Source organism: Burkholderia sp. AU17457 (assembly GCF_002223255.1).
Classification (GTDB): Bacteria; Pseudomonadota; Gammaproteobacteria; order Burkholderiales; family Burkholderiaceae; genus Burkholderia; species Burkholderia sola.
In genome coordinates this window covers 158,113-175,460 of the sequence record NZ_NKFB01000008.1, presented here as the reverse complement: position 1 = coordinate 175,460, position 17,348 = coordinate 158,113, and the positions used below count along the sequence as shown (strand labels likewise).

Genomic DNA, 17,348 nt, shown 5'->3' with positions numbered 1-17,348 from the left:
TCAGGAATGATCGTGTTCGACTACGGGAACGGCTGCGTCGGCGACATGCGCGAGCGCGGCCTCCATGTGTTCGCGCCACCGACGCAGCAACTGTTCGGCGGTGGCGCGCGTGTGGACGGCGTCGCTGTAGCGGCACTCGAACGCGAGTTCGCCGTCGCCCGCGACGCAGACGAGGTTCAGCAGATGGGAACGTTCGTCGCTCGCCGCGCGGTCCGCGCCCACCGCCTCGGTGGCGGCGGAGAACCACGCGGACGGACGCGCGGCGGCCGCCGACACGAAATCGACGCTGACCTGCGGCTGCACGCAGCGCCGCCACGCGTCGGGATCGACGCCGGCGGGCGGCGGCAGGTCTGCACCGCCCAGCGCCGCCAGCGGCAGCGCGGCGAGCGTCGTCTCCCATTCGCGCAGCGCGGCGACGCCCGGCACGCCGGCGTGATGCGGCAACAGCAGCGGCACGTCGCAGACGAAGCAGCCGACCGCGCGCTCGACCGCCGGCCCGTCGTCGAGCCAGTCGCGGCCGTGCCGGCCAAGATCGGCGACGACCGCGCCGCCCGCCCAGTCGGTGAGCGCGCGCGCCGCCGCCGCGATCGCGACGGTGGCGGCTTTCACGCGCAGGCGCTGCGGCACGACGGCCAGCAACCGTCGCGCCGCCTCGCCCGTCAGCCGGTCGCGCACGACCTGCTGGCTTGCCTCGGCGTTCGCGCCGGCTTCCGCGTGCCGATCCCGCGGCAGCGCGACGTTGGCCGCCATCGGCGCAAAGTACGCGGCGGTTTCGCCCGCCTGCCGCACGGCCGCCATGCGTGCGTCGAGCGCGCGAAGATAGGCCGGATACGCCAGCGTCGGCGCGGCCACTGCCGGCGTCCGGCCGTTCGCATGCGCCGCATACGCACTGGCCAGGTCGTCCAGCAGCACCGCCCAGCCATGGCTGTCCGCGACGAGACCGTGCACGACGAGCAGCAGCCGGTCGCCGGCCGCGCCGCATCGGTAGTGCGCGATCCGCACCAGCGGCCCTTGCGCGAGATCGAAGCCCTGCTGCAGCGTCGTGCTGTGCGCGACGATGAAGCGCGCCGCATCGTCCGCCGCGAGGTCGTGGCTGCTGAAGCAGCGCTGCACGGCGTCCGTGTCCGCCGGCGCGACGCGGCCCGCCAGCGCGCCGCGATCGAATACGCAGCGCAGCCCCGGATGCGCGTCGAGCAGCGAGCGGAGCGCGGCCCGCAGCGCGTCGGCGTCGAGCGGCTGCGCCGCCTGAACGAGCAACGCGCGGTTCCAGTGGTGCGCATGCGGGCGTTGCAGCACGCGCCTTTGATACGGCGTCAGCGGAAACGCGGACACATCGTGCGCGTCCGGTCGCGCCGCCAGCGGCCGCAGGCAATCGGCCAGGTCCGCGAGGGTCGGGCTCGCGAAGAAATCCTGCGGGTCGACCGTCCAGCCGGCCCGGTTCAGCTGCGCGACGGCCCGCAGCACCAGGATGGAATCGCCGCCCAGCCCGAAGTAGTTGTCGTCGCGGCCGATCCGATCCAGCCGCAGTACGTCGCGCAGCACCGTCAGCAGCGCGCGCAGCGGCGGCGTGTCGTCGCCGTCCGCGGCCGCGGACGGCAGCACCGCCGTCGATACCCACTGGCGATCGATCTTGTCGCCGGACGTCTTGGGCAGCGACGGCACGATTGCCAGCGCATGCGGCACCAGATGCGCGGGCGCGACGCGGCGCAACGCGCGCAGCCGCTCGCGCGCCGCCTCGCGTGACGTGTCCGCCGCGCCCGATGCGTCTGAGCCGACCACGATGAACGCCTCCAGCCGCGGCGCCGGCGCGTCGGGTCCGCCCGACAGCCGCACCGCGGCCTCGCGCACGCCGTCCTGTTCGAGCAGCAGCGCTTCCACTTCGGCCAGATCGACACGAACGCCGCGCACCTTGATCTGGCGATCGCTGCGGCCGAGGTAGATCAGCGCGCCCTCGCCGTCGCGACGCACGAGGTCGCCGGTGCGATACATGCGCGCGCCCGGTTGTCCGGCGAACGGATCGGGCAGGAACGCGGCGGCCGTCTGGCCGGGCCGGCCCGGGTAGCCGCTCGCAAGTGCGCTGCCGCCGAGGTAGAGCTCGCCGCGGCACAGCGGCGGCACCGGTTGCAGGTGCGCGTCGAGCACATAGGCCGTGGTGCCGGGCAGCGGTGCGCCGATCGGCACGTCGCGTTCATCCGGGCGCGCGTCGGCCGGCACGTCGTGCACGACGGACGTGATCACGCTTTCCGTCAGCCCGTACGCGTTCATCAGCGCCACACGGCCGCCCGTCACGGCGCGCCATGTCTGCACGGCCGCGAGCGGCACCGTCTCGCTGCCCGTCACGACCAGCCGCAGCCGCGCAGGCAGCGCGGCCTCGCCGAGCCCGATCGCACGCACCCATTCGCGCCAGAACGACGCGGGCAGGTTGAGCACGGTCGCGCGCTGCAGGTCGAGCAGGCCGCTGAACGCGCCGAGCGTCGGCCATGCCGCGCGCTCGAGCAGCAGCAGGCAGGCGCCGGCGGACAGCGTCGTGAAGATTTCCTCGATCGACACGTCGAACGCGAGCGACGAGAACTGCACCACCCGGTCGTCGGCCGTCATGCGATACGCGGCGCACAGCGCCTGGATCTTGTGCGCGACCGCCCGATGGCTGACGTCGACGCCCTTCGGCACGCCGGTCGAACCGGACGTGAACAGCGTATACGCGGCCTGTTGCGGATCGATACGTGCGGGCGGCGCGCCGGCGAACGCGTCGCCAAGCGCGGCGAACGCGATCGTCGCGCAGCCGGGCCACGTCGGCGGCGCCGCCGTCGCGTCGTGCACGAGCAGCACCGGCGCCGCTTGCGACAGGATCGCGTGCTGCCGCGCGGCCGGCGCGGCAGGATCGAGCGGCAGGTAGGTCGCCCCGATGCGCAGCACGCCGAGCAGCGCCACCAGTGCGTCGAGCCCCATCGGCAAGCACAGCGCGACGCGATCGCCGGCGCGGACACCGCGCGCGTGCAGCGCGCCCGCGACCTGCTCAACCCGCGCCCGCAGCGCCGCGTAACTGAGTGTTTCGTGCGCGGTGGCGACCGCCGGCGCGGCGTTGCCGTCCGTCAGCGTGCCCGACAGCAGCGACACGAGGTCGGACACCGCCCACGACGACACGTCGGCCACCCCGGACGCCGCCTGCCAGGCCTGCCGCTGCGCGGCCGACAGCACGCCCGCGTCGCCGAGCGGCGCATCGTCCGGCAGCGTCAGCAGCAGGTCCAGCGCGGCCTGGAACTGTTCGATCACCTCGTCGGCCTCGCCACGCTCCAGCGCGCCGTCGCGCGTCAGCAGCACGCCGCCGTAGCCCGCGCCGTCGCGATGCAGGTTCATCGTCAGGTCGTATTCGGTTTCCGTTTCCGGCGTGTCCTCGAACGCGACGTCCAGCCCGCCGATCCGCACATGGCGAACCGGCGCCTCCTGCATCGAGAACACCACCTGGAACAGCGGCGTTAGCGACGTGTCGCGCGGGCCCGCGAAGCGCTCGACCAGCTTTTCGAACGGATAGTCCTGGTGCGCGTGCGCGGCCATCACGCAGTCGCGCACCCGCTCGATCCACGCCCGCGCGCGGCTGGCCGCCGGGAACGCCACGCGCAGCGCGAGCAGGTTGACGAAAAAGCCGACGAGCCCTTCGGTGCGGCTCGACGCGCGATTGGCGACCGGCGAGCCGACCACCAGGTCGCGCTGCCCGGTGCGCCGCGACAGCATCAGCAGGAACGCGGACAGGAACACGACGTACGGCGTCGTCCGCAAGCGCCGCGCCAGCGCGTCGACCTGCCGCGCACGCTCGGCATCCACCGCGACGCGGCCGCTGTGCGCGAGACGCCCCGGCGTGCGCGCGCGACGTCGATCGCCGCCGAGGTCGAGCACCGGCGCGCCGTCCAGGTGCGCCCAGAACGCCTCGTGCGCCGCGTAGCGCCCGGCGGCGAACCGCGTCGCCTGCTCCTCGCTGTAGTCCGCGTAATCCCACGCGGGCGGTTCGGTATCCGGCGCGCCGCCCTGGCCCGCCGCGCCGTACAGCGACGCGAGATCCTGCGCGATCAGCCGGAACGACCAGCCATCGACGACGATGTGATGGAACGACATCAGCAGGCACGCGCGGCGCGGCCCGAGTTCGAGCAGCCGTGCGCGAAACAGCGGCGGCCGCGCGAGATCGAACGGCTCCGCCCGCAGCGCGTCGCGATGCTGCGCGATGAACGCGCGCAGTGCGTCCTCCGTGCCGCCTGCGTACGCATGGATCGACAGCGCGACCGTCGCGTCGGCATGCACGTGCTGCTCGCCGTCACCGTCCGGTCCTTCGTGGAACGACGTGCGCAGCGCCGGATGGCGCGCGACCAGCCCCTCGAGCGCCGCGTGCAGCGCGGCGCGGTCGAGCTCGCCGTGCAGGTGCAGGCATTGCGGCAGATGGAAGACCGAACCGCCCATGCCGAGCCGTTCGAGCGTCCACAGCCGGCGCTGCTGGAACGACATCGGCGCGCGGCGCGGCCCGGTGCCCGGCAGGCCGTCCGGTGTCGTTGCCGCCTGCATGGCAGGCGGCGTCGGTTCGGACTGCACGCGAATCGCGCGAGCCAGCCCGTCGATCGTCGGCGCACCGAAGAACGCGTCGAGCGTCAGCTCCGCCTTCAGGCGCTCGTGAATTCGCGTGAGCACGCGCCCGGCCAGCAGCGAATCGCCGCCCAGCTCGAAGAAATCGTCGGTCGGCGCGATCCGCTCATGGCCGAGGCACTCGGTCCAGATACGCGTCAATGCATGCCGCACGTCGTCGGTTTCGGCCGACGCAGCGGGCGCGGTGTCGACCGCGGCCGGCGCAGCAACCGCTGCGATCGACGGCGGCAACGCCTCCGGCTGCACGCGCGCGATGTGCTGTGCCGGCAGCCAGTGACGCGTCCGCTCGAACGGATAGCCCGGCAACGGCAGGCGCTTGCGGCGCTCGCCCGCGTAGGCGTCGCGCCGTGTCAGCCGCGCGCCCTTCGCCCACAGCCGCCCGTAGCCGGCGAGCAACGTAACCATCGTGCGCGGCGTGCGTTCCGTGAAGGTCGCCAGCACCGCGTCGGCCGGCGCGCAACGATGCGCGCGCACCAGCGCCGCCAGCACGTCGCGCGGGCCGATCTCGACCCACAGCGCATCGCCCAGCGCCGCCAGTGTTCGCACGCCTGCCGAGAAGCGCACCGTGCCGAGCACGTGCGCGGCCCAGTACGCCGGATCGGTGGCGCGCGGCGCGTCCAGCAGCGTGCCGTCGAGGTTGGAGATCAACGGGATGCGCGGCGCATGCAGCGTCATCGTCGCGGCATGCGCGTGCACGCGCGCCGCCGCGTCCGTCATCATCGGCGAGTGGAACGCATGCGACGACGCGAGCCGCGCATGCGCGACACCGGCGTCGCGCAGGTGCGCCGCGAACGCGTCGACCGCATCCACCGGGCCGGACACCACGCATTGCAGCGGCCCATTGACCGCCGCGATGGCGAGCGTCGGCGGCAATTGCGCGGCCAGCTCGTCTTCCGCGATCGATATCGACAGCATCGCGCCGGCCGGTTGCGCCTGCATCGCCGCCGCGCGCGCCGCCACGAAGCCGACCGCGTCGTCGAGCGAGAACACGCCCGCGCAGCACGCGGCGACCAATTCGCCGAGGCTGTGGCCGATCAGGTAATCCGGCGTCACGCCCAGCGCTGCCCACGCCTGATACAGCGCGTACTCGTACGCGAACAGCAGCGGCTGCACCAGCGCGGTGTCGGTGGTGCTCGCGTCGCCCAGCAGGTAAGGTTCGAGCGCGAGCCCGGCCGTGCTCGCGAACCGCCCGCACACCTGGTCGAGCGCCGCGCGGAACACCGGATTCTCGCGATGCAGGTCGCGCGCCATCCCGGCGGCCTGCGCGCCCTGCCCGGTGAACAGGAAGATCACCGGACGCGCGGACGGCGCGTCGGCGGCGGCCGGCGACACGCCCGCCGCCAGCGCGTCGAGCGCCGTGTCGCGCGACTCGGCGACCACGAACGCGCGGCATGCGTGGTCCTGCCGGGCGGCCTGCAGCGTGTACGCGACGTCGGCCAGCGCCCATTCCGGGTGGCGGCGCAGCGCGGCGGCGAGGCCGTCCGCCGCGCGCCGCAGCCCGTCCGGCGTGGCGGCCGACAGCCGCAGGCAATGCGCGGCGGCGGCCGTCGGCGCGTCCGCCTCGGGCGGCGCGGCTTCCAGGATCACGTGCGCGTTGGTCCCGCCGATGCCGAACGAACTGACGGCCGCGCGGCGCGGCGCGCCGCCGTCCGGCCAGTCGGTCGCTTGCGCGGTGATGCGGAAGGACGCGTCATCGAGTTCGAGCAGCGGGTTGGGCGTATCGAAGTGCAGCGTGCCCGGCACCTTGCCGCGCTCGAGCGCAAGCGCCGCCTTGATCACGCCCGCGAGCCCCGCCGCGCTGTCCAGGTGCCCGACGCTCGTCTTGACCGCGCCGAGCACGCGCGGCGCACGTGCCGGATGCTGGCCGTAGGTCGCCTTCAGCGCGGCCATTTCGATCGGGTCGCCGAGTAGCGTGCCGGTGCCGTGCGTCTCGACATAGCCGACCGACGCGGCATCCACGCCCGCGTCCGCCAGCGCGGCGCGAATCACCCGTGCCTGGCCGGCAGGGCTCGGCGCGGTGTAGCCTGCCTTGTCGTGACCGTCGTTGTTGATCGCGGAGCCCTTGACGATCGCATACACGTGATCGCCGTCGCGGCGCGCGAGATCGAGCCGCTTCAGCACGACCGCCCCCGCGCCGCTGCCCTCCACGGTGCCGCTCGCGGCCGCGTCGAACGCGCGGCAATAGCCGTCCGCGGAAAAGATCCCGCCGGTACGGTGCAGATAGCCCGGCACGTCGTCGACGCCGATCGACGCCGCGCCCGCGAGCGCGAGTTCGCAGTCGCCCTGCGCGACTGCGCGCGCGGCCATGTGCAGCGCGACCAGCGACGTCGAGCACGCGGTGTTCAGCGTGACCGCGGGGCCGGTGAGATTCAGCCGGTAGGCGATCTGCGTCGCGGCCTGGTTCAGCACGTTGATCTGGTACAACCCGAGCGCGTCGACCGCGTCGCGGTTGCCGAGCACGTGGTTCGCGAGGTACTGGCTCGCGCCGACGCCGACGTAGACGCCCACGTCGCGCGCGGGCCCGGGCCCGGCGTAACCGGCGTCCTCGAGTGCGCGATAGCTTTCCTCCATCAGCTTGCGCTGCTGCGGATCCATGATTTCGGCTTCGCGCGGCGTATAGCCGAAGAACGCGGCGTCGAAACAGTCCGGATCGCGAATCAACCCGCGCGCGGCGACGAAGCGCGGATTGCCGAGCAGTTCGTCCGGCACGCCGAGCGCGCGCAGCCGCGCGTCGTCGAGCCGGGTGATGCCGTCCTCGCCCGCGAGCAACATGCGCCAGAACTGCTCGACGTCGTCCGCGCCCGAGACGGTCGCGCTCATCCCGATGATCGCGACGTCGCGGCTGTCGACCTGCGACGCGCGTGCGGCCTCGGCCGTGCCGACGGCATCGGCCGCCGGCTCGCCGGACGCGGACAGCCAGCCGGCCAGCGTGCGAATCGTCGTGTAGCGGAACAGGTGATCGATGTCGACGTCGCGGCCGAATTCGCCGCGCAGCCGCGCCTGGCACTGGATCAGCGCGAGCGAGTGGCCGCCGGCGTCGAAGAAGTTGGTGTCCGGATCGATCTCGGCGAGGCCGAGCACGTCGCGCCAGATCGCCGCGACCGCGGCCTGCGCATCGCCGGGCGCGCGGCGCGCGGCGTTGGCGGGGACGGCACGATCCGCGACGCTCGCCGCATCGAGCGGCCAGTCGGCCAGCCTGAGGCGATCGATCTTGCCGCTGCCGGTCATCGGCATCGCGTCGAGCACGACGATCCGGTCGGGCACCATGTACGGCGGCAGCGCCTGTTGCGCATGCGCCTTCAGCGCGCCGTCCGGCAGCGTGCCCGCCGCCTGCACGAACGCACAGAGCACGGCGCCCGCGCTACCCGAACGCGCCAGCACCGCGACCTTGGCGACGCCGGGATGGCGGCCCAGCACCGATTCGACTTCGCCCGTCTCGATGCGGAAGCCGCGCACCTTGACCTGCTGGTCGTCGCGGCCCACGAATTCGATGTCGCCGTGGCGATCGAAGCGGGCCAGGTCGCCGGTGCGATACAGCACGCGATCCGCGTCGCCCGTCGCATACGGGTTCGGCACGAAACGCTCCGCGCTCAGTTCGGGCCGGTTCAGGTAGCCCGACGCCAGCGCGCGCCCGGAGAGGTACAGCTCGCCCGTCACGCCGATCGGCAACCGGGCGAGCTCGGGCGACAGGATATGCGTGCCGACGTCGCCCACCGCGCGACCGATCAGCACCGGGCCGCTCGTGCAACGCCACACGGTTGCGTAGATGCTGGCCTCGGTCGGGCCGTATGCGTTGAACAGCGGCGCGTGCGGCAGCACGCGCGCCGCCAGCTCGACGGTCGCGGGCAGCAGCGGCTCGCCGGCGGCGAACACCGCGCGCAGCGGGCTCGCCGCGCCGGCGTCGAGCGATTGCAGGAACAGGTGCAGCATCGACGGCACGAAATTGACCACCGTCACGCGATGCTGCTCGATCGCGCGCTGCAGGTAGCGCGGATCGTACTGGCCGTCCGGCCGCGCGATCACGATCGCGGCGCCCTTCATCAACGGCCACAGCATTTCGGTGAGCGACACGTCGAACGATTGCGCGGTCTTCCACAGAACGCGGTCGCCCGCGGCGAGCGGATAGGTGTCGGCAAGCGCATCGAACAACGCGAGGATGCCTTCCTGGCGGCACAACACGCCCTTCGGCGTGCCGGTCGAGCCGGACGTATAGAGGATGTAGGCGGGCTCACCGGGGCTGACGCGCGGCGCGGCCGCCAAGGTGGCGTGGCTCGCTTGCGCCAGCGCCGCCAGCTCGACGAAACGCACGCCGCACGCACGCAGGCAGGCGGGCGCGGTGGCATCGCCGACGATCGCCGCCGGGCGCGCGTCGTCCACCATGAAGCGATGGCGCGCTTCCGGCAACGCGGGATCGAGCGGCAGATACACGGCGCCGATCCGGAACAGCGCGAGCACCGTCTGCAGCGTCGCCGCCGAGCGGCCCGCGCAGACCGCCACGACGTCGCCCTGCCGCACGCCCAGCGCGGCGAGCGCCGCCGCGCGCCGGTCGCACTGCTCGAGCAGCGCCGCATAGGTCGTCTCGCCCGCGTCGTCGATCAGCGCGACGGCGTCCGGCGCGGCAGCCGCGCACGCGGCGAGACGCTCGCCGACGCTCGCGCCCACCGGCAGCCCCGGCTTCGGCGTCGCCCACTCGTCCAGCCGCGCGAGCGTGGCCGGCGGCAGCCAGGTCGCCGCGGGCGCACCGGCGAGCCGCCGCAGCGCCTCGTGCTCGGCGTGCACGATGTCTTGCGCGTCGGCACGCCGCAGGCTGTCGGCCCGATAGCCGACGATGCAGCGCAGCCGCTGGTCGCTCGCGGAGACGGAGAAATCGACCTGCACCGGAAAGCTGTTGACCGCGTGGCCGTCGCGGCCCGCCAGCATCCGCACGTCCGCGTCGTCCAGCTCGCGCAGCACGTGGAAGCTCGTGAAATTGAACAGCACCTCGCCGAGTTCGATCCCGCCGTTGTCCTGCCGGATCTGCTGCGACGGATAAAAACGATGCCGGAAAATGCCCGACTCGATCTCGAATACCTGCCGCACCTGCGCGACCGGCGATGCGTCGCCGTCGAGCGCCGCGCGCACCGGCACCGAATTCAGGAACAGCCCGACCGCGCGCTCCGCATGCTCGGTCTCGGGCCGCACGTGCGTCACCATCGACGTCAGCACGTCGCGCCGCCCGCTCAGCGCCTGCAGCGCACGCAGATGGGCGGCGAGCAGCACGCTCTTGAGCGGCACGTTCGCGTCGCGCGCAAGCGCACGCAGCGCCGCCTCCAGTTCGACGGGGATCTCGACCTCCAGATAATCCACACGCTCGTCTGCCGCGTCGGCCGCCAGAGGCGCGCGACGCAGCGACAGCGCCTGTGCGCCGTCGAGCTGGCCGCGCCAGAAATCGCGTTCGGCCGGATCGGCGAGCGCGGCTTGTTCGCGCTCGATGAAATCGCGGTAACCGGCCTGCACCGGCTCGTCGCTCTGCCCGTTCTGCCCGTCTTGCCCGTTCTGCGCGCCCGCCAGGCCCGCCGTGTAGAGCCGGATGAATTCGGCGGTCAGCGCGGCCTCGCTCCAGCCGTCGAGTATCGCGTGATGGAAGCTCCATACCAGCTTGAAGCGCTGCGCCGCCAGCTTGAACACGAAGCAGCGGAATAGCGGCGCGGCGGCGACGTCGAACGCGGCGAACCGCTCGCCGTCCATGAACGCGGCGATCCGGGCGGCCTGCGCCGCCGCATCGAGCGCAGTCAGGTCGGTGATCGCCAGCGGAATGCGCGCCGCGTCGAACACGAGCTGCAGCGGCACGCTGAACCCTTCCATCCGCAGCGCGGTGCGCAACGCCGGATGACGCGCCGACAGCCGGTCGAGCGCACGCGCGACGCAGGCTTCGTCGCACGCATACGCGACCTCGTAGCCGATCACGTCGTGGTACAGGCTCGAGCGCTCGTGCCGCAGGCTGTGATACAGCATCCCCAGTTGCAGGCGGCTGAGCGGATACGCGTCGACGACGCCGGCCGGCAGCCGCGCGCGGTCCGCGTCGCTCGTCAGCGGCGCCCGCGGTGCGGCGGCCTCGGCCGGCGCGCCCGCGCTAGCATCCGCACCTGCACCCGCGCCGGCGCGGCGCTGCCGCTCGATGTGCTCGCCCAGCGTACGCACGCTCTGGTGGACGAACAGGTCCTGGATCTCGAATTCGAGCCCGTGGCGCTGCGCCTGCGCCTTCAGCCGGATCGCCAGCAGCGAATCGCCGCCGAGATCGAAGAAACCGTCGTCGAGGCCGAACCCGCTGCGGCCCAGCACGTCTTCCCACAACGCGCGCAGGATGCGCTGCGTGTCGGTCAGCGTCTCGGGCGCCGTTTCCGCGGCCGCCTCCTGCGCAGGCGCGAGCCGCGCGAGCGCAGCCCGGTCCACCTTGCCGTTCGCCGTCAGCGGAATGTGCGGCACCGCGTGGAAACGCGCCGGCACCAGGTGATCCGGCAGCGATGCCCGCAACTGCGCGCGCAGGCCGGCTTCGTCCGGCACGTCCGCTCCCGCGCCGGGGCTGGCGGTCCAGTACGCGACGAGTTGCTTGTCGCCCTGCGGCGTCGCGTCGACCGTCACGACGGCGGCCTGCACGCCGCGGCATGCGGCCAGCGCCGCCTCGATTTCCGCAGGCTCGATCCGGTAGCCGCGCAGCTTCACCTGGCGGTCGCGCCGGCCGAGGTAATGCAACGCGCCGTCATGTGCCCAGTAGCCGACGTCGCCGCTGCGGTACATGCGGGCGCCCGGCTCGCCGCCGTATGGATCGGGCACGAACGCGGCCGCGGTCAGGTCCGGCCGGTTCGCGTAGCCGTGCGCGACGCCGAGCCCCGCGATGTAGATGTCGCCCGCCGCGCCGGGAGGCAGCGGATTCAGCGCGTCGTCGAGCACGTACACCGACGTGCCCTGGATCGGCATGCCGATCGGCACCGTGCGCCCCGCCGCCGGCGCACCACGCACCGGGTACGCTGTCGCGAACGTCGTGGTCTCGGTCGGCCCGTAGCCGTTGACGACCTGCCCGTGTTCGAGCAGCGCGCGGGCGCGCTCTACGTGCGGCAGCGACAGCACGTCGCCGCCGCAGACGAGGTAGCGCAGCCGCCGCAGCGCGTCCGGCGCGTGATCGACCATCGCCGCGAACAGGCCGCTCGTCAGCCACAGAATCGTCACGCGCGCGTCGACCAGCAACGGCCCGAGCTGGTCCAGCGACGCGTCGCGTCCGGCCGGCACCACGAGCGACGCACCGTTCAGCAGCGCGGTCCAGATCTCGAAGGTCGACGCGTCGAACGCGGTCGGCGCGAACTGCAGGAACACGTCGTCCGGCGTCACGTCGAGATAAGTCGGGCGGTACGCGAGCCGCAGGATCGCCCGTTGCGGCACGATCACGCCCTTCGGACGATCGGTGGTGCCCGACGTGTACATCAGGTACGCCGGCATCTGCGCCGGCAGCCCGCTCGCGACGAACGCGCCGTCTCGCGCGGCGATCTCGTCGTCGTGGTCCTCGAGGACGATCAGGTTCAGATAGCCGTCACGCAGCGCATCGGTGCGCGCCACCACGTCCTCGCGCGTGACGATCACGCTCGCCTGGCTGTCGTCGAGCAGGAATCGCAGCCGGTCCGCCGGATAGCGGCTGTCGAGCGGCACATACGCGCAGCCCGCGTTGAGCACCGCCAGCATCGCGACGATCAGCTCCGCGCCCGGCTCGAGACACAGGCCGACGGTCGAGCCCGGCGACACGCCGAGATCGCGGAGGTGATCCGCCAGCCGGTTCGCGCGGGTGTTCAGCGCGTGGTAGTCGAGCGTCGCGTCGCCGTGGCTAATCGCCGGGCGCCCCGGATGCTGCCGCGCAAGCGCGTCGATCACCGCGCCGATCGAGTCGGGCAGCGGCTGCCCGAGCGGCCGGCTCTGCCAGCCGCGCAGCGCGTCGAGCGTCGCCGCGTCGCCGCGTGCGAGCGTGCCGAACGGCACGTCCGGCTGCGCGGTCAGCGCGTCGAGGTACTGCACGTAGGTGCGCGACAGCCGCTCGATATCGGCGGCCTCGAACAGGTCGGTGCGGAACACCGTGCAGCAGCGTACGGCATCGGACGTCAGCTCGGCGAACAGCGTCAGGTCGAACTGGGCGTAGCGGTACAGGTCGTCGCGCACCGTCATCGCCGGCATCCCGGCCGCCATCGCCGGCTCGGCGGCGCCGGGCACCGCGCCTTTCGTGTCCTGCAGCACGAAGTTGACCTGGAACAGCGGGCTGCGCGCGGAATCGCGCGCGACGCCGACCTGCTCGACCACCTGGTCGAACGACACCGCCTGATGCCGCAGCGCGTCGGCGACGGTGTCGCGCTCGCGCCCGACCAGCGCGGCGAACGTCGCGCAACCTTGCCGCGCGGTGCGCAACGCGAGCAGGTTCGCGAAGAAGCCGACGATGCGCTCGCTGCCCGGATGCACGCGGTTCGATGCGGTCGTGCCGATGCAGAAGTCGTCCTGGCCGGCGTAGTCGCCGAGCAGGCAGCGCCACGCGGCCAGCATCACCGTGAACAGCGTGCCGCCCTGCCGCCGCGCCAGCGCCTCGGCCCGCGCGCGCACGGCGGCGGGAATCGCAAAGAACACCAGTTCGCCGTCGTGCGCACGCCGTGCCGGGCGCGGCAGCGCGAACGGCAATTCGAGCGTCGTCGCGCCCGTCAGCCGGCCCTGCCAGTAGGCGAGGCTCGGCGCGCTGTCCGCGGCGCTGCGCGCCTGCTGCCACAGCGCATAGTCCGCATACTGCGGCGCGTCGCTGGCGGGCGGCTCAGGCGCGCGGCCCGCCAGCCGCGCCGCATAGGCCGACCACCAGTCGGCGAGCATCAGTTCCAGCGACCATCCGTCGACGATCAGGTGATGGGCGGTCAGCACGAGAATCTGCCGGGCGTCGCCGGGACGATGCAGCGACACGCGCAGCAGCGGCCCGTGCGCGAGGTCGAACGGCTGCGCGATTTCGGCCGTGATCGCGCGGGCGATCTCCGCGTCGGTCACATCCGCCGCGTGCCGATGCACCGGCAGCGACGGGGCCAGCTCGGAATGCACGCGCTGGTACAGGCGGCCGTCGCGCTCGTCGAACGTCGTGCGCAGCGCCTCGTGCCGCGCCACCACGTCGCGCAGCGCCGCGTGCAACGCCGTTTCGTCGAGCGTGCCCGCGATCTCCAGCACGTGCGGCACGTGGAAATGGCCGGCGCCGCCGCTGATCGCCATCTGCACCCACATCCGCAACTGCTCCGCCGACGCGGGCAGGTCCGCCGGCCGTGCCTGGCGGGTGATCGCGTCGCAGCTGCCCGCGCCACGTTGCCTGCCGAATGCTTCGAGCAATTGGCGACGCTTGTTTTCGGTGGAATCGTTATGCGACATCAAACCAGCTCTCCCGACGATGAAAACACTGTAAGTAGTTCGTCCATGTCGTCCGGCGCGAGACGATCGAGCAGCGCGTCGAGGCGGTCCTCCTGCTGGGCCTTCTGGCCGAGCGCCACCAGCACTTGCGCGCTGAACCGGTCGAGCTGCGGCGCGCCGAACAGCAGCGGCGGCGACAGCAGCAACCCGTAGCGGCCATTGAGGCGCCCGATCAACTGGATCGCTTGCACGGAACTGCCGCCGAGCATGAAAAAATGGTCGTCCGGTCCGATATCGGCGATGTCCAGCACGGCCGACCACTCCGCGGCGACCTCGGCCTGGAACGGCGTCTTCGTGCGCACGTCGGCGCCGTGCGCGCGCGTCTCGAGCGCCGCGTCGGCGAGCTGGGCCAGGCGCTTGCGGTCGATCTTGCCGGCCGGCAGCAGCGCGATGCGCTCCACCACGTCGATGCGCGCCGGACGCATCGCGTCGGGCAGCCGTGCGGCCAGCTCCGCGTGCAACGCGTCGACCGGCCAGTTGTCCCACCCCGCGGCCGGCTCGACGAATGCGTGCAGCAGCCGCACGCGCCCCTGCACCCGCACCGGCACCACCGCGCACTGCGCGATGCCCGGCAGCGCCAGCAGGCACGCCTCGATCTCGCGCAACTCGATCCGGTTACCGTTGAGCTTGACCTGCTCGTCGCGCCGGCCGAGGTAATGCAGCTCGCCGTGCTCGCCGAACATCGCGATGTCGCCGGTGCGGTACATGCGTGCACCCGGACGGCCCGCGTACGGATCGGGCACGAAGCTCGCCGCGGTGAGATCCGGGCGGCCGACGTACCCTTGCGCGAGGCCCGCGCCGCCGATGTACAGTTCGCCCGCGCTGCCGGGCGCGCACGGCTCGAGGCCCGCGTCCAGCACGTACAGCGACACGTTGTCGATGGGCCGGCCGATCGGCACGCCGGCGCGCGCATGAGCGTCGCCCGGCGTGCAATGCCACACGGTCACGTCGATCGCGGCCTCGGTCGGCCCGTACAGGTTGACGAGCCGTACCCCCGGCAGCAGCCGGTGGAAGCGCTCGGCCTGCTCGGCGAGCAATGCCTCACCACTGCAGACGACCAGTGCGAGATCCGGGAAGACCTGCCCGGGCGCCGTATCCAGGAACGCGTTCAGCATCGACGGCACGAAGTGGGCGACCGCGATGCGCGCATCGCGCAGCAGCACCGCGAGCCCGGCCGGGTCCTTGTGCAGCCCGGGCGGTGCGATCACCAGCGCATGGCCGCGCTGCAACGTCCACAGGAATTCCCAGACCGACACGTCGAAAAAGTACGGCGTCTTCTGCAGCACGCGCACCGGCGCGGTGTCGGGCAGCAGCGAACCGTGCCAGTCGAGCCGGTTGACCAGCGCGCGATGGGTGTTGGCGACGCCCTTCGGCGTGCCGGTGGAGCCGGACGTGTAGATCACGTACGCGATCCCGTCGGGGTGAATGCGTTGCGGCGGCAGCGGTTCGGCGGCGAGCCAGATCGCGCGCTCGTCGAGCGCATGCCGTGCGACCGGCCCGGCGGGCAGGTTCGTCAGCAGGTGCCGCTGCGTGAGCAGCAGCGCGAGGCCCGCATCGTCGACGATGCGCCGCAACCGGTCCGGTGGTGCAGCGGGATCGAGCGGCACGTAGGCCGCGCCCGCGCGCATCACCGCAAGGATCGCCAGCACCATCTCCGTCGAGCGCTCGCAGCACAGCCCGACGAGTGCTCCCGGCGTCACGCCGCGCGCCGCGAGAAAGCCCGCGAGCCGGGCCGACATCGCATCGAGTTCGCGATAGGTCAGTTGCTCCGCGCCGAACCGGACGGCCGGCGCATCCGGCGTCGCGGCGCACTGCGCGGCGAAGCGGGCCGGCCAGTCCGTCGCGTCGATCGGGCGCGCGGGCCCGTGCCAGTATTGCGCGAGCCGTGCGCGCTGCTCGGGCGCCAGCAGGTCGACCGCGAGCGCCGGCTGCGCCTCGTCGTCCAGGTACGCGCGCAGCAGCCGGCCGAAGCGCGCGGCGAATTCGCCGGCCCGCGCCGGTGACAGGCAGCCGGTGTCGTATTCGAGATTCACGTGCAGGCCGTCGTGCGTCAGCTGATACGCGAAGTTCAGGTCGAACGGCCGCTCGGCGGCGACCACCGGCAGCAATTCCGCGTGCACGCCGTGGAAGGCGAGCGGCGCATCCTGCACGAAGAACGCTTCCGTCACGCCGACGTTGAAGACGGGCGTGTCGGCCAGCGAACGCGAGCGCCGCAGCGCCGTCACGAGGTCGGTCAGCGACAGCTGCTGATGGCGCTTGCTTTCCGCGCGCCGGGCGGTGGTCCGCGCGACGATGTCGCGGAACGTGTCGCCCGGCCGTAGAGAAAAGCGCATCGGCAGGTTGTTGACGAAGCATCCGCTGGCGTCGTGAAACCCCGGCGAGCGCATGTTGACGGGATAGGTCACGACCAGCTCGCGCACGTCCTGCCAACGGGCCAGTGCGATCGCGAACAGGCTCGACAGCACGAGAAACGGCGTCGAGCGGCTCGCGCGGGCCCGTGCGCGCAGTCGGCGAGTCGTGTCCGCGTCGAAACGCATCGGGTGGATGCGCGCGTCGCGCGGCCCCGCCGCTGCCGCCGTGTCGAACTCGACCCCGAGCGGCGCATGCGCGAGCGCGCCGAGCCAATAGGCCAGATCTTCGTCGTAGCGCGGCGACGCGCGGTACGCGGCTTCGAACGCGAGCTGCTCGCCGAGATCCCGCAACGTGCACGCGGGCGCCGGACCCGCGCCGAGCGCGTGGTTGTACAGCGCCGTCAGCCGCTGGTTGATGTACACCGCCGAAAACGCATCGGAGATGATGTGCGGAAAGCTGAGCACGAGCCGGTGCGCATCGGCATCCTCGCGCAGCAGGCCAAAGCGGAACAGCGGCGCGTCGTCGAGCGCGAACACGTGCGCCGCGCGCGCGGCGATCCATGCGTCGGCCTCGGCGGCGTCCAGCGACGGCGCCGCCCGCGCGTCGCGATAGTCGAGCGCGACCGTCACCCGGTCGTGCACGTCCCGCACCACGCGAGTGCCGTCCATCCGGAACGTGCTGCGGCATCCTTCGTCGTGCTCATGGACGAACGCGTCCAGTGCGCGCCGCAGCGCATCGCGATCCAGCGGCCCCGACAGGCGGTAGACGAGCGCGGTCGTGTAGGCCGACGAGTGCGGATTGAGCTGCCACTCGAGCCAGAAGCGGTACTGATAGGCTGAAAGCGAAGTGGTACGCATGGTAGCCCCTGTCTGGATACGTGAAGGACGTGAAGGACGGCGCGGCGAGTCGATCCCGGCGCA

At 72.5% G+C, this 17,348-nt stretch carries 2 protein-coding genes; both read right to left on the bottom strand.

The window, feature by feature from the left end; genetic code table 11:
* Window positions 1-14,037, bottom strand: coding sequence for a hybrid non-ribosomal peptide synthetase/type I polyketide synthase (locus tag CFB49_RS30770; RefSeq protein ID WP_089493260.1), 14,037 nt, complete (start codon window positions 14,035-14,037; stop codon window positions 1-3).
* Window positions 14,037-17,285 carry a non-ribosomal peptide synthetase gene (locus CFB49_RS30765; RefSeq protein WP_089493259.1) on the bottom strand — a complete coding sequence of 1,083 codons (3,249 nt, stop codon included), beginning with the start codon at window positions 17,283-17,285 and terminating at the stop codon, window positions 14,037-14,039. The genes CFB49_RS30770 and CFB49_RS30765 overlap by 1 nt, the downstream gene beginning before the upstream one ends.
* Window positions 17,286-17,348: the final 63 nt, after the last annotated feature.

Coding starts and splice junctions, on each gene's coding strand:
- CFB49_RS30770 (WP_089493260.1), bottom strand. CDS start 14,037: ATGTCGCATAACGATTCCACCGAAAACAAGCGTCGCCAATTGCTCGAA.
- CFB49_RS30765 (WP_089493259.1), bottom strand. CDS start 17,285: ATGCGTACCACTTCGCTTTCAGCCTATCAGTACCGCTTCTGGCTCGAG.